Here is a 20,616-nt window from a genome sequence, read left to right as displayed (position 1 = left end):
ACGAGGAGCGACCAACCTTGGAACACCTGCCGGAATCCGACGCGTGCCTGTTCGCGGCCGTCCAGGCGGCCGACGTCGCGGGGGCCCGAACCGCCCTGGCCGAGGGGGCTTCACCCGCGGCACGTGACACACACGCCTGGACCCCGCTGCACTGGGCGGCCGGCCGCGGTGACACGGAGCTGGTGGACTTGCTCCTCGGCTGCGGCGCCGATCCACGCGCCGAGGCCGACGGGCGCACACCCTACGACGTGGCCCTGGCCGCCGGCCGCACCGCCGTGTCCAGGACCCTGGCCCGCTTCCAGGACGGCACCGGCAGATGGCACCCGTACTGCCGGGCCTACCCGCTGGGGGAGCTGCGGCGCTTCGCCGCCTGGCACGACACCACCGGTGAGGACGACCGATCCGTCGTGTACCTGCACGACGACCTGACGGTCACCGCCTCGGTGGTCCCCGGCGACCGGCCCGTTTTTCCCGGCGACGTTCCCGGCTGGGGCGACTTCTGCCGCGCCGAACTGGGCTTCGCCGCCCCGGACGAGCTCGACCTGTGCACCGGAGGACCGGAGTGAGCACCACCTTCGAAGGCAAGCGGATCGTCGTCACCGGAGCCGCCCGCGGCATCGGCGCCGGCATCGCCGAGCTGTTGCTGGAGCGGGGCGCGGAGGTCATCGGCACCCACTACGGTGCCGTTGGCGAGGCGGAGGAGCTGTGCGCACGCCACCGGCGACTCACCCTGCACCGTGTCGATCTGACACGCACCGAAGAGATCGAGGCGCTCGCGCGGGACATCGCCGCGGGCGGAGCCGTCGACGGGCTCGTCAACCACGCGGCCACCCTCTCCCCGCAACTCTGGGAGGACTTCCGGTCCGAAACGTGGCGCCGGGTCTTCGCCGTCAACGTCGACGCACCCGTCGTACTCGTCCACGCCCTGCGCGACGCGCTGGTACGTGGCTCCGCCGTCGTCAACGTCGCCAGCACCGACGGACTGACCGGGTCCTTCGCCAGCATCGCCTATTCGGCCGCCAAAGCGGCCCTCATCAACGTGACCAAGAGCCTCGGCAACCTGCTGGGCCCCACCGGCGTCCGAGTGAACGCCGTCGCCCCGGGCTGGATCGACTCCGACATGGCCACCGCCGCCTCACTGGCCGCCGCCGAACAGACCCCGCTGGCCCGCAACGGCACCCCTCGTGACGTCGCCTCGGCGGTGGCCTTCCTGCTCGCCCCCGACGCCGCGTTCGTCAACGGTGAAACACTCGTCATCGACGGTGGGTACGGCAACGTCGACCCCATCATGCGCAGCGAACTCGCCGATTTCACAGCCGCGTTCGCTGTCGCGGCCGACGACGGGGGAGCGGACCGGTGAACGCCCGCCACCCCAACGCCCATCCCCTGACCGCCAACCAGGAATGGGAATGGAGCTTCGACGACAGCATCGGCTCGGCTCCCTATCACCGTCCCGTCCTGTTGCGCCTGAAGGGGCCGATGCGACCCCTCGCCCTGCGCGACGCCGTCGCCGCGGCCGTACGCCGCCACCACAGCCTGCGCACCCGCTACCCGCTCGTCGACGGGCGCCGCATGCAGGTGGTCGACCCACCTGAGTCCCGGCCCCTGCCCCTGGTCGACCTCAGCCGTCTGCCCGCGGACAAGCAGGAGGAGGCTCTGATGCGCATCGGCCGCGACGACGCCGCCACCCCCTTCGACATGGCGGGCGGCACGACGGTCCGCTGGGCCCTGGCGCGGCTCGCGCACGACCACCACGCCTTGCTCGTCTCGCCCCACCACGTGGCCGTCGACCTGTGGTCCATGTCGGTGCTCGCAGCCGACATCGCCACCCACTACGGCCACGCCGCCGCGGGCGAACCTCCGCCCGCACGCCCTGGGCCACTACAACCCACCCGGTGGGCCCACACGGAGCGGGAGCGCTGGACCCCCGAACGACTCGACGCCGCCCTCGCTCCGTGGCGGGACGGGCTCGCCCGACTGCCGGCCCTCGACCTGCCGGCCGACCACCCGCCTGCGCCGAGGCAGCTGCCCGAGTGCTGGCTCCTGAGCACCCATCTCGACACCGCTCTGAGCGACGGCGTGCGGGCGTTGAGCCGACGACACGGCGTCACCGTCTTCGTCGCCCTGCTGGCGGCCTTCCACTGCATGCTCGCCCGCGCCTGCGACGTCGACCGGCTCGTCACCTACAGCCTGACGGCCCGCCGGCACAGCCGCGCCATGGAGGACGCCGTGGGCCTTTACGCGGACTACGTGAGGATCTTCGCCGATCTGACCGGCGATCCCACGTTCGCCCAGGTGCTGGCCCGCACCATGGACCGGGTCCTGGACGGCCAGGACACGCAGCGGCTGCCCAACGAGTGGCTGCTGCGCGGCACCGACGACGGCACTCGTCCGCACCCGCTCGAACGCGTGGGGTTCAACATGCACAACACCCCGCCCATCGCGTTCCCGCTGCCGGACGGCGTGCGGGCTGAGGCGATCGACTACGACGGCCCCGCCGGCCCCGTCACCACCTACTGGCGGGCCCATCTGTTCTTCGACACCTTCGACTTCGGCACCGGCCCCATCGCGATGGAAGTCCTGACAGCGAAGGAACTGTACGCGAGCACGGGTCCGGCCGACTGGGCGCGGCGATTCGCCGCCGTACTCGCCCGGGTCGTCGAGGACGACCGGATGCCGTTGTCCCGGCTGCCGGAACGCTGACCCGGCCGGCCTCACCCCGGAGCGCCGGCCGGGCCCGCGCCCTCCTCCAGGAGCCGCGCCAGCACGGCCACCGTGGGCGTCGCATAGAACCGCCTGGCGGGCACGTCGACGCCGAACGCGTCGTGGACCTCGCCCGCCAGGCGCATGCCAAGCAAGGAGTCGCCGCCCAACTCGAAGAAGTCGTCGTCCGTCCCGACCTCCGCCAGTCCGAACAGATCGGCCCACAGCCCCGCGAGCAGCTTCTCCACATCGGTTACGGGCGCGGTGTACGGAGCGCCGACCTTCCGTCGCGACGAGGGCGGCCACGCCTCCAGCGCGGCGCGGTCCACCTTGCCTCCCACGGTCAGCGGCAGCGCGTCCACCACTCGCACCGCGGCGGGCAGCGCGTAGCCCGGAAGGTGGCGGGCGAGCTCCCGGCGCAGCGTCAACAAGCCTTCGGCGAAAGGGTCGTCGTACACCACGAACGCCGTCAGCACGCGCTCGCCGTCGCTCCGGCGCGGCGCCACCACAGCGGCCTCGCCCACACCCGGCAGCCGCGCGAGAACGGCCTCGACCTCGGCGGGCTCCACCCGGAACCCGCGGATCTTCACCTGGCGGTCCATGCGTCCTTCGAACTCCAGCACCCCGTCCCCGCGATCGCGCACCGCGTCGCCCGTCCGATAGGCCCGGCCCCCCGAGGCACCGGGCGCCGGGACGAAACGCTCCGCCGTCAGCCGGGCGTCACCGAGGTATCCACGCGCCACTCCCGGTCCCCAGGCCAGGAGCTCGCCCGTGCGCCCGTCCGGCACAGCACGCAGGTCCGCGTCGACGACCCTCGTCGCGGCGCCCGGCAGGGCGGTTCCGATGGGCACGCCGGGGCCGGTCACGGGCGCGGTCACCGGATGCAGGCAGGTGAACGTGGTGTTCTCCGTCGGCCCGTAGCCGTTGATCACCCGGGTGCCGGGCAGCACCGAGACGGCCCGGTTCACCTGCTCGGGTGCCACCACGTCGCCGCCCGCCAGAAGTCGGCGCAGTCCCCGCAGATCCGCCAACTCGCCAGCCGAGAAACGGTGGAACAGTCCGGCGGTCAGCCACAGGACGGTCGCCCCCTCCCCGGCGACCACCCGTTCCAGGGCGGCCGGGGTGCGATCCGTGTCGTCCGGCAGCACCAGCCGGCCGCCGTTGACGAGCGGGGCCCACACCTCGAAGGTCGACGCGTCGAAGGCGAGGGACGAGGCGTGCACCACCACGTCCTCACGTCCGGCACCGGCCCCGTCCGGATCGGCGACCAAGTGCAGCACCGCGCGGTGCGGCACCACGACGCCTTTGGGGACGCCGCTGGTGCCGGAGGTGAAGCAGATGTATGCAGCCGATTCCGGGTGCGTCGCGGCCCTCCTCCGGCGCTCCTGGTGCTCCGGCGCCCCCGCCGGAGGCGGCGACGCCGGGTGGACCACCCGCCGGCCCAGGTCCTCCTCGCCGTCCGTGACGAGCACCTCGGCCCCCGCCAGGTCGAGCAGGTCCCGTCGGCGCGCGGGCGGCACGCGTGTGTCCAACGCCACATAGTACGCACCGCACTTCAGTGCCGCGAGCAGCACGACGACACGGTCCGGCGACGGGTCCAGCAGGATGCCGACGGGTTGGCCCGGACGTACTCCCGCCTCCCACAACAGCTGCGCCAGCCGTTCAGCCCGACGCTCCAGGGCGCAGTAGGACAGGTGCCTGCCACGCCAGCTCACCGCCACGGCGTCAGGTGTGATACGGGCCCAATGCCCGACCGCCTCGTGGATGCCGTCGAAGGCCGGGGGCATGGACGCTCCTTGGTCGCGGGGCCGTTTCACCCGAGCCTGCCAGGGCGAACTCACCCCTCGCAAGCATCGTTTCGCGCCCTATCTCGAAGATCGACAACGGTGGCTGTCGTCACCACCCTTTGCTAGTGTGCGGCACGTTGGCGCCGGGCCGAACGGGGGAAGGCCGAGCGGACGCCCGCTCGCCACACGGCCCACGGGACCGCCGGGCGGCCGAGGGCGTCACGTGTGCGTCACCCCACCCGTGGCCCCCGCCCCTGACAACGGACAGGAGACCTGGCATGGTTGGGACGCTTCGCCCTCAGCGCGGAGAGAACGTGCGCCGACGGTACGCGGATCTGATCAACGCCTTCCTGGCCCACGACGATCCCGTGGCCGCCGCCGAGTGCGCCCGGCTCGCCGTGGAGCAAGGGGTGTGGCGAGATCCCCTGCAACGCCCCGTGCACTACCTGCCCTCCCTCGACCCGGTACCCGTGCACGACCCGGCCGACTTCTGGTTCGTGTCGTACCTCGAGGAGAACTACCCGCTGATCCGCGCCGAGTTGGAGCGTGTGCTCGGCGCACCCCACAACGGATTCCTCCCCGTCGAGGAGCCCCTCCTCGCCACCGGCGACTGGAAGCAGGTCACCTTCTACGAAGGCGGACAGCGCTTCGACGAGGCCTGCGAACGTTTTCCCGTCACCGCCGGCATCATCGAGGCCATCCCGGAGGCCACCCTCGCCGGGCCCGGTGTTGTGACGCTCTCACGTCTCCAGCCCGGATCCCACATCGTGCCGCACTGCGGCGCCTCCAACGCCAAGCTCCGCGTCCACCTCGGCCTCCACGTTCCCGAAGGCCCGCGCATGCGAGTGGGCGACCGCACCCTGCACTGGACCCAGGGCTCGTGCCTGGTCTTCGACGACTCCTTCGAGCACGAGGTGTGGCACACCGGCGACGCCCCCCGCGTCGTGCTGCTCATGGACGTCTGGCACCCCCGGCTCGACCCGGCCGTGCAACGACTGATCACCGAGGACCGGGGCTCCCTGGCCACGCGCGTCCGCGACTTCATGCAGGCCCAGGGCCTCACCCGCGCCGAGGACACCGGCGACACGATCCTGCTCCACCCGGACGAACGTGTGGAGACCCTTATCCGCCGCCACATGCGGCAGGTCGGCACCCGGGTCGTCGACATTCGCCAGGAGCACACCCTGCAGGAGGCGCCGAAGGGACCGGGCCATGCCGACTGACCCGGCCACCACGACCGTTCCCCTGACACGCGGACACTTCCACGCCCTGTGCCGCGCGGTGGACCTCCCGGCGGAAGAACGCCACACCCTGGTCGTCACGCTGTTCGCGCCCCTGCCGGAGGGCCTCGACACCGAGGCGCCGGCCAGAGCGCTGGAGCTCCTCGTCGCCCGGCACGACGCCCTGCGCTCCACCGTCGTGCGCACCGCGGGAGGCGAATGGGCCCAGCGCGTCCACCCGCCGGCCCGGCAGGCTTTACGAACCGCGGACCTCGGCGACCTCGGCCCCGACGGCGTGATCGGCCTGTCCGTCGCCCTCGCCGAGGAAGTCCAGGAGTTGCACGGCACCACCCCTCTGCGCGCCGTCGTGATCACCGACGCCGGCGCGCCCGTGTACGTGCTGGTGGCACTTCACCACTACATCGTGGACCTGGAAGCACTGCGCCGGCTCCAGGACGAGTTCGGCCAGCTCCTGATGAACGTCGCGACCGGCGCCGACGCGGATGCCGGCCTGCGCCCGGCCCTGCCACTGGTCGCCCGCACCGCCCTGGAACGCTCACCGGAAGGACGACGCGCCGACGACGAGGCCCAGGCCCACTGGTCGCGGCTGCTCCGCGACGCCGCCAACGTCTCGTTCCCCTACCACCGCGACGACCGGTCCCCGCGTACCGCACGCGTCCTGTCCCTCGCCTCCCCGGCCGTCGACCATGCCCTCGCCCGCCTGTCCGCCGAAGCCGCCCTCACCCCCACCGCGCTCGTGCTGGCCGCCTTCCACACGATGCTCTCCGCCTACACCGGAGGCCCCCTCGTCTGGTCCCTCCTCATGGGCAAACCCGCGCCCGAACGCGGTGCCACCCTCGTCGAATCCACCCTCGAAACCGTGCATGTGCCGCTGCTGGCGTTGCGGTTCACCCCCGATGGCGGGCCGTCGGTGCTCGACACCGCCCGCGACACGCTGACCCGCCTCCTGGAGGCGACCCGCCACCGCGACTACGACTACGCGCGCTTCCTGGAGTCCCGCGCTTCCCACGCCGCCGACCGTGGCGCGCTGGTCGCATGGGAGGTGACGTTCAACAGCCGGCTCCCGACCAGCATGGTCCATCGCGACGGCGGACCGCCACCCCCTACGACGGCCTACCTGCTCCCGCGTTCGCGCACCCGCTGGAAGCTCCAGTACACCGCCCAGCCCACCGTTGCCGTATCGGCGGGCTCCGACGGCCGGGTCACGACCCTCGACCTCGCCTGCGACACCGACCTGCTCGACAAGGACACCATGACGGCCGTCCTGGGGGGCGTGGAAGCCCTGCTCGTCGCCGCGGCCGACGGAAGCACCGCCCCACCCGTCGAGGCCGTTCGTCCAGCCACCTGGCCCCGCCGCCCCGACTGGACCCTCGTCGACGGGACGACCTGGACCGACCTCACCGCCTCACGCGATCTCCTCGCGTCACACCCCGGTATCTGCGGTGTCGACCTCACCGTCACCCCCGGTCGGCCCCCGGCGCTCCGCGCCGTCGTCCACGCCCGCACCGCCACGCTGACCGGCGACGACGTGCGGCGCCACGCCCTGCACGCCCTGTACCGGCCGGGCCAGACCGTTCCGCGGACCGTCGACGTACGGCCCTGTGCGATCCCCGGCTGCCTCCGGTGCTCCACGGACACCCCCGCCCAGCCGGCACCCCCGCGGCCGGACGCCCTCGCCGCACTGGGCCGCGCCGTCACCGAGGCCCTCGGACAGGGGCCCGCCGACATCGGCGCCGGTTTCCTGTCACAGGGCGGCCGGGCCGCCGCCTACCCCGAGATCAAGATTTCCCTGGAACGCGCAGGCTGGACCGGGCTCACAGCCGAGGCACTCCTCGCGCCCCGGTCCCTCGCTCACATCGCGGCCTCGCTCCGTCCCGTCCGAAGGGAGGGAGAGTACCGATGACGCCGTCCCTGCACACACTCCTGCGGGACCGGGCCCGTCTCGTCCCCGACGCCGTGGCCGTCACCCGCGCCGAGACCTCCCTGACCTATCGCGAACTGGCCCGGCGAGCCGATCGGCTGACCCGGTCACTGCGCGGCCGCGCAGTGCCGCAGGGCGCACTGATCGGTCTGCGCCTGCCCGCGGGTCCGGACCTGGCGGTCGCCATCCTGGGCGTGCTCGGTGCGGGCGCCGCCTTCACCGTGCTGGATCCCGCCAGCGCGTCCCACGGCGGCATCGTGCTCGACAGCACTGGCCTCACCCGTGCCACCGCCGCCCCACCACGCGGTCCCCGGCCGGCGCCACCGGTGACGGACCCGGTCCGCCCGGTGTGCGCGGTGACCGGCCCAGGCCGTACGGCAGCCTTCCTGCCAGGTGAGGCCGACCTGACGTGCGCCCTGCTGGCGGAACGCGACGCACTGGGGCTCGCACCCGGCGACACCGTCCTGCACCGCACACCGTCGCACGAGACCTTCGGCGTCGTCGAGATTCTGCTCACCCTGCTGGCCGGCGCCCGCCTCGCCGTGCCCGAGATCCCCGACGACGACGATGTCACGGCCGCGCTCGACACCATGACGCTGCACCACACCACACACGTCCGGTTGCCGGGCACGATGCTGCTCGACGCCCTCACCCTGAGCAGCATGGCCGCCTTCCACCTGCTGCGCGCGGGCTTCTCCCACAAGGCCGTGTGGACCACTCCTGACCTGGATCCCGGCACCCGCGCCCGCGTCCAGGCCCGTACCCGGTTCCCCCTTCGCCCGGTCGCGCTCGACGACGCGGGACACGGCGACCCGGCGATGGCCATCCACCTGGCCCGCTTGCTCACGCCCCCGGAAGCACCCCCCGCACCGGCACCCCCCGCACCGGCCGACACACCCTCGGCGCCCGCGCAGGCCGTCACCCGCGACGACGCCACCCCAGCCGTCCTGCGGGCGGTCATCCGCACCTGGGAGGAAGTGCTGGAACACACCGGCATCACCGCCCACGACGACTTCTTCGCCCTGGGCGGCAATTCCGTCACGGCCGTCCTGGCCACGGACGCCGTGAGCGGGCGGATCGGCCGCGACGTCCCCTTCGACCTGCTCTTCCAGCACCGTACGTTGTCCGCGTACGCCGTTGCCCTCACCACTACGCACGGGGCGGACCGCGGCTCGCACCGCCCGAAGCCCACGGAAGGAGACCACGCGTGAGTGAGACCGCGCAGAACACCGAGGACCTGGTCCTGGAACAGTTCCGGACCTACTCCGGCAATGGGAGCATGACGGCGACCGACGACTTCTTCGCCACCGGAGGCGACTCTTTCACCGCCGTCCACGCCGCCACCGCCATCTCGGCCCTCACCGGCCGGGACCTGGCTCCCTCCCTCCTTTTCGCCCACCGCACCGCCCGTGCCCTCGCCGCGCGGATCGACGACGCCCCACCGCCGGCCGGCACCACCGAGGGGAGCGGCTGACCCATGCCCTTCGCCGCATCCGTACTACGGGCCCACCGCACCGCCCCGGACACCGTCGGGGTCGTCCTCGACGGCAGGAGCACCACCTACCGGGAACTGGCCGCACGTGCCGCCCGAGTCGCCCGCGCCGTGCGCGCCCTGCCCCGCCGCCCGCGCGCCCTCTTCGGGGACATCGACCTGCCGTGTCTCGTCGCCGTGCTCACCGACAACGCGGGCCAACTGCCCGAACTCCTGGTGGGCAGCACGGCCGGCGACGGCGCCTGCGCCCTGTTCGACCCCAAGTGGTCCGCCGACCAGGTCACCGAAGTGCTGCACCGCCTCACTCCCGACCTGCTCGTCACCCAGCGGGCCCACGGCGCAGCGGCCGACGCCGCGGCCGCTCTCGGCATTCCCACCGTGCTCCTCGACGGAGACCCCACGGACGGGACCCCGTACACCCGGTGGCTCGCCCCGCACCACGGTGCCGACCCCGAGCAGGAACTGACGCCCGGTGAGGACGGCTCGGTCTTCCTCGTCGGCTTCACCTCGGGCACTACCTCCACCCCCAAGGCCTTCGCCATGGCACGCGGATGCTGGCGCACCAGCCTCGCCCTGGGCACCGGCCTCTTCGACACCACGTCCGCCTCCGTCTCGGTGGCCCCCGGCCCCCTGCACCACGGCGTCACGCTCTACGCCCTGGCCGAGGCCCTCCATGCCGGCCACACCTTCGTCGGCGCACGCCGCTTCGACGCCCGCGACCTGATCCGCGCGATCCGTGCCCATCGAGCGCACCGACTCTCCCTGGTGCCCAGCATGCTGCACGCCCTGTGCCAGGCCGCCGGCCCCGACGACCCACCCCTGGACACCGTCACCATCTGCATCAGCAGTGGTGCCCCTCTGGACGCCACCATCGTCGACAACGCCGCCCGGTTGCTGCCCAGCACCCGCTTCGTCGACTACTACGGCGCCTCGGAAACCGGTTTCGTCAGCGTCCTGGAGCATCCTCGCGGAGGCCGGGCCGAAGGCGTCGGTCGTCCTTTCCCCGGCGTCGAGGTCGAAGTACGCGACCCGCACGGCCGGGTGTGCGCCCCCGGAGTCGCCGGCGAGATTCACGTCCGCAGCCCCTACCTCAGCCGTGGCTACCTGTGGGCGGCCGACGACACCCGGCTCTTCCGTCCGGACGGCTGGGTCTCCGTCGGTGACCAGGGCCACCGCGACGCCGACGGCGACCTCCACCTCCGCGGCCGCAAGGGCCGCATGATTATCACGGGTGGCTGGAACGTCTACCCCGACGACGTCGAAGGTGTGTTGCGCACCGTCCCCGGTGTCGACGACGCCGTCGTCGGGGGAGTGCCCGATGCTTTCCTGGGTACCGCCCTGGTCGGCGTGATCGGCTGTTCCGACCCCGACCGGCTCCCCGCGTACGCCGAGGTCGTGCGGGCCTGCCGGGCCTCCTTGCCGTCCCACAAGGTGCCCACCCGTGTCTACACGGTCCCCGCTCTGCCGCGCACCACCAGCGGCAAGGTCGCCCGGGCCGAGGTGGATGACTGGCTCGCGCGGCCAGGATCCGCCGACCACCCCCTCGTCGAAGTCCTGCCGCGTCGCGGGGAGGTGGGGTGACCGCCCGTGCGGTCGTGGTGCCGCTCAGCGACAGCACCGCGCCCACGACAGCGCACTTTCTGCCCGGCGTCGACGGAGGCCTTCGCCCCGCCTGTGCCTTCGCCGAGCTCGTGCGCGACCGGCTCGCGGTGCACGGGGTGATGCTCACCGGCACCGACCACCCGGACGCACACGACGTCGAAGTGCAGGCGCGGCTGGCACTGGACGCCGTGGTCCGCAAGACCGGCGGGGCGCCCGACCGGCTCATCGGCTACTCCTACGGCGCCCTTGTGGCCCTCGAAATGGCCCATCAGGCACTGGCCCGGGGCCTGTCCGTCCCCGGGCTGCTCCTGCTGGACACACCAGTCACGCCCGGGCCCCAGAAGGCCCCCTCGCCTGTCACCATGTTCTGGTACATCGGCCAGGGCGCCGGTCTCGATCTCACGCTGACCGAGTTCGCCGCCCTCGGTCCGGAGCGCCGCGGGGCCGAGGTAGCGCGCTGGTGCGCGACCCGCTCCCCGGGGTTCGACCTGCGGGCGGCACGCACGGTGTACGCGACCATCGAGGCCAACTGCGCCGCGTGGGCCGGTCACACGGCCCGACCCTGGTCGGGTCCGGCCGACGTGATCATCGCCGAGGACTCCGCTGAGACGGGCGGTGACCGGGCGGACTGGTCGGAGGTGTTCCCGGACGGCTATCGCACCCGCACCGTGCCGGGCGGACACCGCGACGTCCTTTCTGAGGCCGGTGCCGTCGCCCTCGCCCGTGCGGTGACCGACCTCACGGCACCATTGTGACCCGGTTGTCCGTGCCGGTTGCCCGTACCCGCCCCCTTGCGGCGATCCCAGAAGAGGAACCCCCACAGTGAAGACCAAGGATCTCGTCCACATCGCCCTGTTCGCGGCCATCGTGGTCGCACTGGGGCTGTTCCCGGCCGCGGAACTGCCCTTCAGCAGAGTTCCCATCACCGCGCAGTCCCTCGGTGTGATGCTCGCGGGCAGCATCCTCGGCTGGCGGCGCGGCGGCCTCGCACTGCTCGTGTTCGTCCTGCTCGTCGTGATCGGCCTGCCCGTGCTGCCGGGTGGTCGCGGCGGCCTGGGCATCTTCTTCCTGCCGAGTGGTGGCTTCGTACTGAGCTGGCCCGTCGCAGCCGTCGTCGTCGGCTACCTCACCGAGCGGCTCTGGAACCGTTACAACCTCGCCGTCGCCCTCATTCCCAACCTCGTCGGCGGTGTCCTGGTCGTGTACGCCATCGGATTGCCGTTCATGGCCGCCGTGGCGGGCATCAGTATCGAGCAGGCGTTCACGATCATGTGGGCGTTCGTGCCGGGCGACGTCGCCAAGTGCGTCCTGGCCGCCCTGGCCGGCGTGGCCGTGCGCCGCACGCATCCCCTGCTCGCCCCTGCGGCGGAGTCGTCCGGCTCCACTCGCACCGGCATCCAGTAGGCCGCCGTGTTCCGGATTAAGGACGTGGAACACCGCTACGGCGAGCGCACCGTACTGCGGGACGTCTCCGTCGAACTCTCGGAGCACCGGGTGGCCGTGATCGGTGCGAACGGCTCCGGCAAGAGCACCTTCGCCCGTCTGCTGAACGGACTGGTGGTGCCCACCTCCGGCACCGTGACGGTCGACGGTCTGGACACCCACAAGGAGGGCAGGAAGGTCAGGGCCAGGGTGGGATTCGTCTTCCAGGACCCCGACCTCCAGATCGTCATGCCCACCGTCGCCGAGGACCTCGCGTTTGGTCTCAAGTACCGCGGCCTGAGCAAGGCGGAGATCGCCGACCGGGTCGACCGGGCTCTGGACACCTACGGCCTCCGAGACTTCCGCGACCACCCCGCCCACCTGCTCAGCGGCGGTCAGAAGCAGCGGCTGGCCATCGCCTCGGTGCTCGCCCTCGCGCCCCGGTACGTCGTCTTCGACGAGCCGACCACCATGCTCGACCTGCGGAGCAAGCGCCAGGTCACCAGGATCATCGCCGCGTTGGAACAACCGGTGGTGGTCGTGTCGCACGACATGGACCTGCTGGCGGACTTCGACCGGGTGCTGGTCTTCGACGAAGGACGTCTCGTCGCCGACGGCCGTCCGGCCACGTCCATCGCCGCGTACCTGGAGCTGATGGACGCGTGCTGAGCCTCTACCGCCCCGGGGACAGTGTCCTCCACCGCGCGCGTGTCGGGCCCAAACTCGTCGCTCTGCTCGGCACCTGCCTCGCCGTGTTCCTCGTGGACGAGTTGTGGTTCACGGCCCTGTGCGGCGCCGTCGTCCTGCTGTTGTGGCGGCTGGCCCGCGTGCCGTACTGCGAACTGGGCCGTCAGCTGCGCGGGTTGTGGATCGTGGCCGTGCTGCTTGCCCTGTTCCAGCTGTGGGCCAACGGCTGGCACGAGGCAGCCATGACCGTTCTGCGGCTGCTGACGCTGCTGCTGCTGGCGAGCCTCGTGACGATGACGAGCCGTACCTCGGACATCGTGGACGCGCTGGAGACCGCGGCGCGTCCCCTCGCCGTCGTCGGGCTGCGGCCGGGTCGGCTCGCCTTCCTCATCGGACTCACCCTCAGGTTCATCCCGCTGATCAAGGAGAGGGCCGACGAGGTCCGGGCCGCCCAGCGCGCCCGAGGCGTCGAGCACCGCCCGCTGGCCCTGCTCCTGCCCTTGCTGCTCAAGACGCTGACCATGGCCGACGCGGCGTCGGAGGCGTTGGACGCGAGGGGCTTCGAAAGTGGCTGAGGGGCCGGGCGTACGCGACAGCCCGACGACAGACCCTGCGGTCACACGGATGTCCGGGATGAACTCTTTCCTCGCTGATCGACATCGGACTAGAATATTTGTGGGAGGGAATGGTATGACAAAACTCGATGCCGGACTACTCGACGGCACGGCGATGGTGGCGGATTCGTTCGCCCTCTACGCCTTAGCGACCGAGCACAGTGACGCGGCCCGGCAGTTGCACGCCGCCCTGCAGCGCGGCCGGCTCACCCTCACCGTGTCTGCCCTTGCCGTCGCCACAGCGAGCGGCATGCGCACTTGCTGGGACGAGTACTGCCCCGAGCGTCACCGGCTGGACAGTGCCACGCTGGTGCGTCGCCTGTGCACCGGCCCCGGAGTAGAGGTCGCCGACATGTCCGTCGAGGCCTCCGTCGCGGCCGGACGGTTGTACGCCTCCTGTTCGGCCGCGCGCATCGAAGGCCCCGAAGTGCTGTCCAGCTGCCATTCCGTCCTGCTCGCGCAGGAGTTGGGCCGTGACGTACTGACCGTCCCGCGAGCCGCCTATTGCTACAGCGGACCCGCCGTCCAGGAACTGCGCTGCCGTACCGTTCTGTTCTGACTCGTGCGGGACGCCCCGAGGCAGGGTAGGACGGGCCCGGCCTCGGCGCCGGCCACCGGACGCTCCGTCATCACGGTGGCCGCGCCGCGGTCGTCACCCGGTCCGTGTCGTGGCGGGAGCGTGGTCGGTGGTGCCCAGGCGAGCACCCTCCCCGCCCGTTCCGCAGTCGCCCGCCCCCGCCCTACGGGCACTGCCGGTTGCCATCTCCGCGTCCGTCATGACTCGCGCGAGGTCCGGGGCGAACACCACCGGCCTCCAACCCAGTTCCCGCTCCGCCTTGGAGGCGTCACCGACCAGCTCGGACACGTCCGACGGCCGCAGATACCGCTCGTCGACACGCACATGGCGCTCCCACTCCAGCCCGACGTGCTGGAAGCAGAACGCTACGAAGTCCCGCACGCTGTAACTGGTCCCCGTGGCCACCACATAGTCGTCCGGGCTGTCCCGCTGAAGCATCCGCCACATCGCCTCGACATACTCGGGGGCGTACCCCCAGTCCCGCCGGGCATCGAGGTTGCCGAGGTACAGGAACCGTTGCTCACCGCGTGCGATGCGCGCCGCCGCTCGGGCTATCTTCCGAGTGACGAACCCTTCGCCGCGCCTCGGTGACTCGTGGTTGAACATGATCCCGTTCACGGCGTGCACGCCATAGGACTCACGGTAGTTACGGGTGATCCAATAGCCGTACACTTTCGCCGCCGCGTACGGTGAACGCGGCCGCAGGGGCGACTCCTCGTCCTGCGGAGGAGGTGTCGCCCCGAACATCTCCGAACTCGACGCCTGGTAGAACCGTGCAGGAAGCCCAGTGACGCGCAGGGCCTCCAGCAGCCGCGTCGTGCCCAGTCCCGTGATGGCACCCGTGTACTCGGGCTGCTCGAAGGACACATGGACGTCCGACTGTGCCGCCAAGTGGTAGATCTCGGCCGGTTCCACCTGTCCGAGCAGCGCGATCAGCCGAGCCCCGTCGGAGAGGTCCCCGTGATGCAGCCGCAGGCGGTGCTCCGTGGTGCGGCCCTCCCCGACCAGGTGCGCGATGCGGTCCAGGCCGGAGCCGGAAGAACGCCGGACCAGCCCATGCACCGTGTACCCCTTGGAGAGCAGCGACTCTGCGAGGTAGGAGCCGTCCTGGCCGGTGATACCCGTGATCAGCGCGGTCTTCGAGGTCATGCCGGGAGCCTATGCGATGTGGTTCCAAGGGTCCGTACCACCTGAGGGAAATCGATGTGGCGCCCATGCGGTGCCGCCCTCGGTTTTCATGGTCAACTTTGCGGGGCGCTGCTAGGGTGAGGCGATGAACGGCCCGGCCGTATCCGTGCGCCGCCCGTGCCCGTGCGCCGCTGGCGCGGGCGCCGCCAGGGCAGCACAGGACGGAGTGCCGATGCAGGATCCCCCGCCCATCGAACCGCTGGCACACGGCGTCGCCCACAGCGCCGAACGCCCCGCGCGTGCCGCTGAACGAGCCCTCTGGCTGCTGGACCGCGTCGCTCCCGACCGCCCGGTGAGCAGCATCACCCTCGCGATACGCAGTGCGACGCCGCTGGACGTCGCAAACCTGCGTCGCGCCCTCGGCACCGTGATCGGTCGTCACCATGCCCTGCGGAGCCGGTTTGCCGTGGTTGACGGCGTGCTGACCCGCCGCGTCGGCGCCCCGGCCGGCGAGCCGCCCATCGAGGTCGTCACCGTGCCACCGGAGGAGGCCGACGAGACCCTTCGCCGTTTCGCCGAGCGTCCCTTCACCATGCCCACCGACTGGCAGACCCCGAGCACGCACCACGACGCCTCCGCCGGACCGCTCGTCCGTGCTGCGCTCGTGGTCACCCCGACCGCCCAGACCCTCTGCGTCGTCTGCCACCACACGGTCTTCGACGGCACCTCCGCCCTGGTGCTGACCAGGGAGCTCGTGCACGCGTACTCGGCACTCTCCACCGAGGGGGTGACGCCACCCGAACTGCGCGCGCCCAGGGCCGAGTTCATCCCGCCGCCGCCCGGAGCCGAAAGCCTCGCCCACTGGCGCGACCACCTGGCTGGCGTAGACGTCCGCTCCATGGAGCTGCGCTGCGAACGGCCACGGCCGGCCGAACCCACCTTCCGCGGCGAACAGCACATCCATCCGCTCTCCGACGAAGCCCACCGCCTCCTCGGGACATCGGAATCCGCACTCCGAGCCACACGCAACCTGATTCTCCTCGCCGCCTACCTCCTCGTGCTCGCCCGCCACGGCGCCGGCCCGGACCTCACGGTCGGCGTGCCCGTCGACGTACGCGGGGCCCGTGGGCGCGGCGCCATCGGCTACCACACTCACACGATCGTCCTGCGCCTGAACCTCGAGAACGCCGCCACCTTCAAGGCGTTGGTCGCACTCACCCGTGACACCTTCCTCACCGCCCTCCGGCACGCCGACGCCTCCATCGACGACGTACTCGACCAGTGCGGCCGGCGCGGCGGTACCGCCGAGAACCCGTATTTCCATCACATGTTCAACTACTTCGACTTCCACACGTCCGTGGAGGAGGCCACCTGGACGCCCGGTGGCCCCGAGGTCGAAGTCGTCGAAGTCGCCCCCCGGCACAGCGTCGCCGACCTGGAAATGGTCGTACGTACCCGGCCGCACCGCACTGAACTCGTCGTCCTGCACAACACCGACGTCCTCGACCGCGCCGACGTCCACGCCATGACCGAGCGCTACGACACCCTGCTGCGCTCCGCGTTGCGCAACCCGGACGCCCCGCTGGCTACCCTGACCTGGCACACCGCCCGCGACCGCCGGGCCCGCACATCCTCCGTCGCGTCGCCCTCCGGGCCCTGGCACGGCGGCATACCCGCGGCGATTGTCGCCCATGCCCGCAAGGCCCCGGCCTCGATCGCCGTCGTCGACGCCGACACAGGCGACACCACCGGCTACGCCGCACTCGTCGACGCGGCCGCCCGTGTGCGCGAGACCCTGCGCGACGCCGGCATCGGGCCGGGTGACACCGTCGCGCTCGACTCGGCCCGCACCGCGCCCACCCTCGCTGGCGCGCTCGCGCTCTGGTCACTGGGCGCCGCGTACCTGCCGGTCGACCGAGCCCATCCGGCCCCGCTCACTGCCCGCCGCCTCGCCGAAACGCGCATCAAGGCAGTCCTCGGCCCGCCGCTGCACACGGCCGCCGCCCCCGATGTCCCCACGATCTCCCTTCCCACGCCGCGCCCCGCGGGCCCCTGGCGCGACCTGGCCGGAACCGACAGCGTCGCACCCGGCACACCCGCCTTCGTCATCCACACCTCGGGGTCGACCGGCCGGCCCAAAGGCGTTCGCCTCACCCACGGCAACGTGCACCATGCCGTCACCAGCCTGGCCGCACACCGGGGGCTTGACGCCGAGAAGGCCGTACTGTGGCTGACCACGCTCACCTTCGAGCCGTCCTCTCTGGAAGCCTTCACCCCGCTCCTGCTCGGCGGCCGTGTTATCGCCGCCCCCGACACGGCCCGCCACGACCCCGCGCGCCTGGCGGACCTGCTTGCCCACCACCGCGTCGACCTGATCCAGGCGACACCGACGGTATGGCGTGTCCTCGCTCCGGGGCTGCGGGGGCGGTGCACGGGCATCGATCTCGTCACCGGCGGCGAACCCCTCAACGAGGCCACCGCCTGGGTCCTGCTAGCCACGGGCGGCCGTGTCGTCAACGCCTACGGCACGACCGAGACCGCCGGATGGCCCGTGATGGGGGAGATCACTCCCGACGGCCTCACGGGCGGGCTTCTCCCCGTCGGCCGTCCCACTGGCGGCAACCGCGTCGACGTCGTGGACGACACCGGTGAGCCCCTGCCTCCCGGCCTGCGCGGCGTGATCCGCGTCAGCGGACCCGCGGTCGCCGCCGGCTACACACACGCCCCCAGGCGCGACACCACCGACGACACGGGCCATCGCACCCATCGCACGGGCGACACGGGACTCCTGCTCGCAGATGGCACGCTGGAGGTGCTGGGCCGCGCCGACCGCCAGGTCAAACTGCTCGGCGTCCGCATCGAACCGGCCGAGGTCGAAGCGGTCCTGGAGCACCACCCGTCCGTACTGCGCTGCGGCGTGATCGCCACCCGGGACACGGACTCTCCGTCACTCGTCGCCTTCGTGGAAGCCACCACAGCCACCGATCCGGCGGCCCTGCGGGAGTACGCCCGTCGGCACCTGCCCGCCCCCGCCGTACCGTCCCGCATCGTCCCCGTAACGGCCCTGCCCCGCACCGAAACCGGCAAGGTGGCCCACGACGCCCTGCACCCCCTGCTGCGCGAGCTCCGGCCCGATGCCAGCACCAGCCGCCCGGACCAGCGTGAAACCCCCCACGGCGAGGCCGTGACGGACACGCTCACCGACCTTCTCACGCGCGCCTGGCGAGCTGTACTGGACGACGACACCGCCGACTCCTCCACCAGCTTCTTCGGCGCAGGGGGCAACTCACTGCTCGCCGTCCTGCTCAGCGAACGCATCGAGGAACTCACCGGGCACCGCGTCCCCCTGGGTACGCTCCTCCACCGGGTGACTCCCGCCGTCCTTGCCGTTCACCTCGGCGACGTGGCCCGCTCGTCGGCTTCGCCGCCGGCGACGAAGCCCATCGAGTCGTAGACGAACCGACCGTCGACCATCGTCGCAAGAACCCCGATGTCCTTGATCGTTTCCGGCGGAACCACCGTCGGGTCACGCTCCAGGACCACCAGGTCGGCGAGTTTGCCCGGCTCGATGCTACCCTTGACGCCCTCGTCGAACCCGGCACGCGCGGAACCCATGGTGTAGGCGTACAGGGCCTCCCACGGCGAGACGGCCTCGTCCCGACCCAGCACATCACCCGTGTCGGTCGTACGGTTCACCATGGCATGGATCCCGCGCAACGGGGCGCCCGGCGCGATCGGGCGATCCGAACTCCCCGGGACCGTCAGACCGGCGTCGAGGAAGCTCCGCTGACGGTGGGCCCAGCCGGCCCGCTCCGGCCCCAGACCCGTCACCAGGGCGCTGCCCGACCGCTCGACGAACACGGGCTGCGGAACCGGTACCACACCGAGGCTCCTCAGCCTGTTCAGCTGATCGGGCCGGGCGAGCCCGCAGTGTTCGATGCGGGGGCGCGCGTCGGCCCGCGGGTATGCGCGCTGCGCGGCCTCGAAGGCGTCCAGTACGGCGTCGATGGCCCGGTCCCCGAGGGCGTGGACGGCGACCTGCCACCCCGTGGCATGGGCCCGGACGACGTGCCGCGTCAGTTCCTCGGCCTCGTGGCGCAGTTCCCCCCGCCGGCCGGGAGCTCCGGCGTAGCTCCGGCTCAGCGCGGCCGTACGGCCAGACAGCGACCCGTCGGCGAAGATCTTCACGGCGCCCAGCCGCAACCAGTGGTCCCCGAATCCGCTGTGCAGCCCCAGGTCCAGCCACGCACCGGCGGGGTCGGCCGCGTGGGTGTCGAACTTGCGTAACGCCTCGTGCGCTACCATGAGCTGGACGCGCACGTCGAGCGCCCCCATGGCGCGTGCTTGCTGATACGCCGCCGCCTCGACGGGGGAGTGTCCCACCCAGCCGGTGCCGACCCCCGCCTCCGTACAGGACGTCACCCCCTCCCGCAGGTAGTCGCGGGCCGCCCGGACGACCGCTTCGGTGAGCTCCGCCGTCGAATGCGGATAGGTGAGGGAGCGGACGAGGTCGATGGCGCCCTCCTCGACGAGCCCGGTGGGCCTTCCGTCGCCGTCGGTGACGATACGCCCCCGTGCGGCGGCGGCTCGGTCGGCGGCCGACGGCCCGATGCCGTCCAGGACGCGGGAGTTGACCACGGCGAGATGACCCGAGGCATGCCGCAGCCACACCCGGTGCCGTGGGGCGATCCGGTCCAGGACACTCCGGTGCGGATGCCCGCCGAGGCGGTTCTGGTCGTAGCCGAACCCCATGAGCCACTGGTCCTCGCGCGTGGCCCGGGCGCGTTCCGCCACGGCGTCGTACAGGTCGTCCAACGTCTTGATCCGGGTGTCGGAAAGGTCCAGCTCCCGGCGCGTTAGCCCGTACAGGGCCATGTGGTTGTGCGCGTCGTTGAACCCGGGAACCACACAAGCTCCGAGCAGATCCACCGTCCGCCTCGCCCGGACCCCCTCCAACTGTTCGTCGAGCGCGACGATCCGGCCGTGGTGAACCCCGATCTTCCGCGCCGTCGGACAAGCCGGGTCCATCGTGTGGGCGGTGAATCCGGTCAGAACCGTGTCGATCAGCATGCGTCTCCGACTTCCCCTTCGCGTCCGGTCGGTGCGAGCCGCCCCACGGAGGTCACCGCGGCGGCGGCTTCGGGACCGCCGCGGTACCGGACCGGGCCGCCGCCTGACGACCCGTACCCGCCGTGGTGCCGGGAAGGAAAGCAGCCCCAGCATGTCGGGCGAAGGACGGTTACGCGCGGTGTTCGGGCACAGCCGCCTTGCGACGTCAGTATGCACGGTGCCCGCAGTCCGCCGGCGGGCAGGAGCGTGAGAACCGCGCCACCGGCGCGGGGGGGGGGGGGGGGGGGGGCGGGGCGCCCCCCCCCCCCGCGCGCGCCGCTGTTTGGGGGGTAGTGCCCAGAACGACACCCTCCAGGGGACTGTTGAAGTGGG

At 71.9% G+C, this 20,616-nt stretch carries 17 protein-coding genes; 14 read left to right on the top strand and 3 right to left on the bottom strand.

Annotation, left to right across the window (positions count from 1 at the left end):
* The first annotated feature begins 17 nt into the window (after positions 1–17).
* Genes ACIRRH_RS11930 through ACIRRH_RS11920 form a run of 3 tightly spaced genes read left to right on the top strand, consistent with a single transcriptional unit; the run spans position 18 to position 2,703 of the window.
* On the top strand, positions 18–566 hold the full coding sequence (locus ACIRRH_RS11930; RefSeq protein WP_403065434.1) for an ankyrin repeat domain-containing protein: 549 nt from the start codon (positions 18–20) through the stop codon (positions 564–566).
* Positions 563–1,360, top strand: coding sequence for an SDR family NAD(P)-dependent oxidoreductase (locus tag ACIRRH_RS11925; RefSeq protein ID WP_403065431.1), 798 nt, complete (start codon positions 563–565; stop codon positions 1,358–1,360). The genes ACIRRH_RS11930 and ACIRRH_RS11925 overlap by 4 nt, the downstream gene beginning before the upstream one ends.
* Positions 1,357–2,703 carry a condensation domain-containing protein gene (locus tag ACIRRH_RS11920; protein WP_403065428.1) on the top strand — a complete coding sequence of 449 codons (1,347 nt, stop codon included), beginning with the start codon at positions 1,357–1,359 and terminating at the stop codon, positions 2,701–2,703. Before ACIRRH_RS11925 ends, ACIRRH_RS11920 begins: the two co-directional genes overlap by 4 nt.
* An 11-nt stretch (positions 2,704–2,714) precedes the next feature.
* Here the strand turns inward: ACIRRH_RS11920 and ACIRRH_RS11915 are convergent, their stop codons facing one another.
* The gene (locus tag ACIRRH_RS11915) at positions 2,715–4,490 is read right to left on the bottom strand and encodes an amino acid adenylation domain-containing protein (RefSeq protein WP_403065425.1); all 1,776 of its coding nucleotides are present in this window, start codon (positions 4,488–4,490) and stop codon (positions 2,715–2,717) included.
* Positions 4,491–4,768: 278 nt separating this feature from the next.
* On the opposite strand from ACIRRH_RS11915, the gene ACIRRH_RS11910 reads away from it, so the two are divergent.
* The 10 genes from ACIRRH_RS11910 (at position 4,769) to ACIRRH_RS11865 (ending at position 14,028) form a co-directional block, all read left to right on the top strand.
* Complete coding sequence (locus ACIRRH_RS11910; RefSeq protein ID WP_403065422.1) at positions 4,769–5,713, top strand: aspartyl/asparaginyl beta-hydroxylase domain-containing protein; 945 nt, start codon at positions 4,769–4,771, stop codon at positions 5,711–5,713.
* The gene (locus ACIRRH_RS11905; protein ID WP_403065419.1) at positions 5,703–7,634 is read left to right on the top strand and encodes a condensation domain-containing protein; all 1,932 of its coding nucleotides are present in this window, start codon (positions 5,703–5,705) and stop codon (positions 7,632–7,634) included. Before ACIRRH_RS11910 ends, ACIRRH_RS11905 begins: the two co-directional genes overlap by 11 nt.
* On the top strand, positions 7,631–8,863 hold the full coding sequence (locus ACIRRH_RS11900) for a non-ribosomal peptide synthetase (protein WP_403065416.1): 1,233 nt from the start codon (positions 7,631–7,633) through the stop codon (positions 8,861–8,863). Before ACIRRH_RS11905 ends, ACIRRH_RS11900 begins: the two co-directional genes overlap by 4 nt.
* Positions 8,860–9,126, top strand: a complete 267-nt coding sequence (locus tag ACIRRH_RS11895; RefSeq protein ID WP_403065413.1) for a phosphopantetheine-binding protein — start codon at positions 8,860–8,862, stop codon at positions 9,124–9,126. Before ACIRRH_RS11900 ends, ACIRRH_RS11895 begins: the two co-directional genes overlap by 4 nt.
* Positions 9,127–9,129: 3 nt before the next feature.
* Positions 9,130–10,725: a class I adenylate-forming enzyme family protein gene (locus tag ACIRRH_RS11890; RefSeq protein ID WP_403065410.1), complete on the top strand. Its 1,596-nt coding sequence runs from the start codon at positions 9,130–9,132 to the stop codon at positions 10,723–10,725.
* Positions 10,722–11,501, top strand: a complete 780-nt coding sequence (locus ACIRRH_RS11885; protein WP_403065407.1) for an alpha/beta fold hydrolase — start codon at positions 10,722–10,724, stop codon at positions 11,499–11,501. The genes ACIRRH_RS11890 and ACIRRH_RS11885 overlap by 4 nt, the downstream gene beginning before the upstream one ends.
* Before the next feature lie 67 nt (positions 11,502–11,568).
* Complete coding sequence (locus tag ACIRRH_RS11880; protein WP_403065404.1) at positions 11,569–12,150, top strand: biotin transporter BioY; 582 nt, start codon at positions 11,569–11,571, stop codon at positions 12,148–12,150.
* A 6-nt stretch (positions 12,151–12,156) separates the two neighbouring features.
* On the top strand, positions 12,157–12,837 hold the full coding sequence (locus ACIRRH_RS11875) for an energy-coupling factor ABC transporter ATP-binding protein (RefSeq protein ID WP_403065401.1): 681 nt from the start codon (positions 12,157–12,159) through the stop codon (positions 12,835–12,837).
* Positions 12,831–13,430: an energy-coupling factor transporter transmembrane component T family protein gene (locus ACIRRH_RS11870; RefSeq protein WP_403065398.1), complete on the top strand. Its 600-nt coding sequence runs from the start codon at positions 12,831–12,833 to the stop codon at positions 13,428–13,430. The genes ACIRRH_RS11875 and ACIRRH_RS11870 overlap by 7 nt, the downstream gene beginning before the upstream one ends.
* A 115-nt stretch (positions 13,431–13,545) precedes the next feature.
* Positions 13,546–14,028: a hypothetical protein gene (locus ACIRRH_RS11865; protein ID WP_403065395.1), complete on the top strand. Its 483-nt coding sequence runs from the start codon at positions 13,546–13,548 to the stop codon at positions 14,026–14,028.
* Between the two features lie 93 nt (positions 14,029–14,121).
* On the opposite strand, the gene gmd is transcribed toward ACIRRH_RS11865, so the two are convergent.
* On the bottom strand, positions 14,122–15,195 hold the full coding sequence (gmd, locus tag ACIRRH_RS11860; RefSeq protein ID WP_403065392.1) for a GDP-mannose 4,6-dehydratase: 1,074 nt from the start codon (positions 15,193–15,195) through the stop codon (positions 14,122–14,124).
* 211 nt (positions 15,196–15,406) lie between these two features.
* Here gmd and ACIRRH_RS11855 point away from each other — a divergent pair, with 211 nt between their 5' ends.
* The gene (locus tag ACIRRH_RS11855) at positions 15,407–18,628 is read left to right on the top strand and encodes an AMP-binding protein (RefSeq protein ID WP_403065389.1); all 3,222 of its coding nucleotides are present in this window, start codon (positions 15,407–15,409) and stop codon (positions 18,626–18,628) included.
* Here ACIRRH_RS11855 and ACIRRH_RS11850 read toward each other — a convergent pair.
* On the bottom strand, positions 18,565–20,244 hold the full coding sequence (locus tag ACIRRH_RS11850; protein ID WP_403065386.1) for an amidohydrolase: 1,680 nt from the start codon (positions 20,242–20,244) through the stop codon (positions 18,565–18,567). The two genes, ACIRRH_RS11855 and ACIRRH_RS11850, sit on opposite strands and share 64 nt — an antisense overlap.
* Positions 20,245–20,616: the final 372 nt, after the last annotated feature.

The organism is Kitasatospora sp. NPDC101235 (assembly GCF_044767505.1).
In the GTDB taxonomy this organism is placed as follows: Bacteria; Actinomycetota; Actinomycetes; order Streptomycetales; family Streptomycetaceae; genus Kitasatospora.
This window is presented reverse-complemented; position numbering and strand designations above follow the sequence as displayed.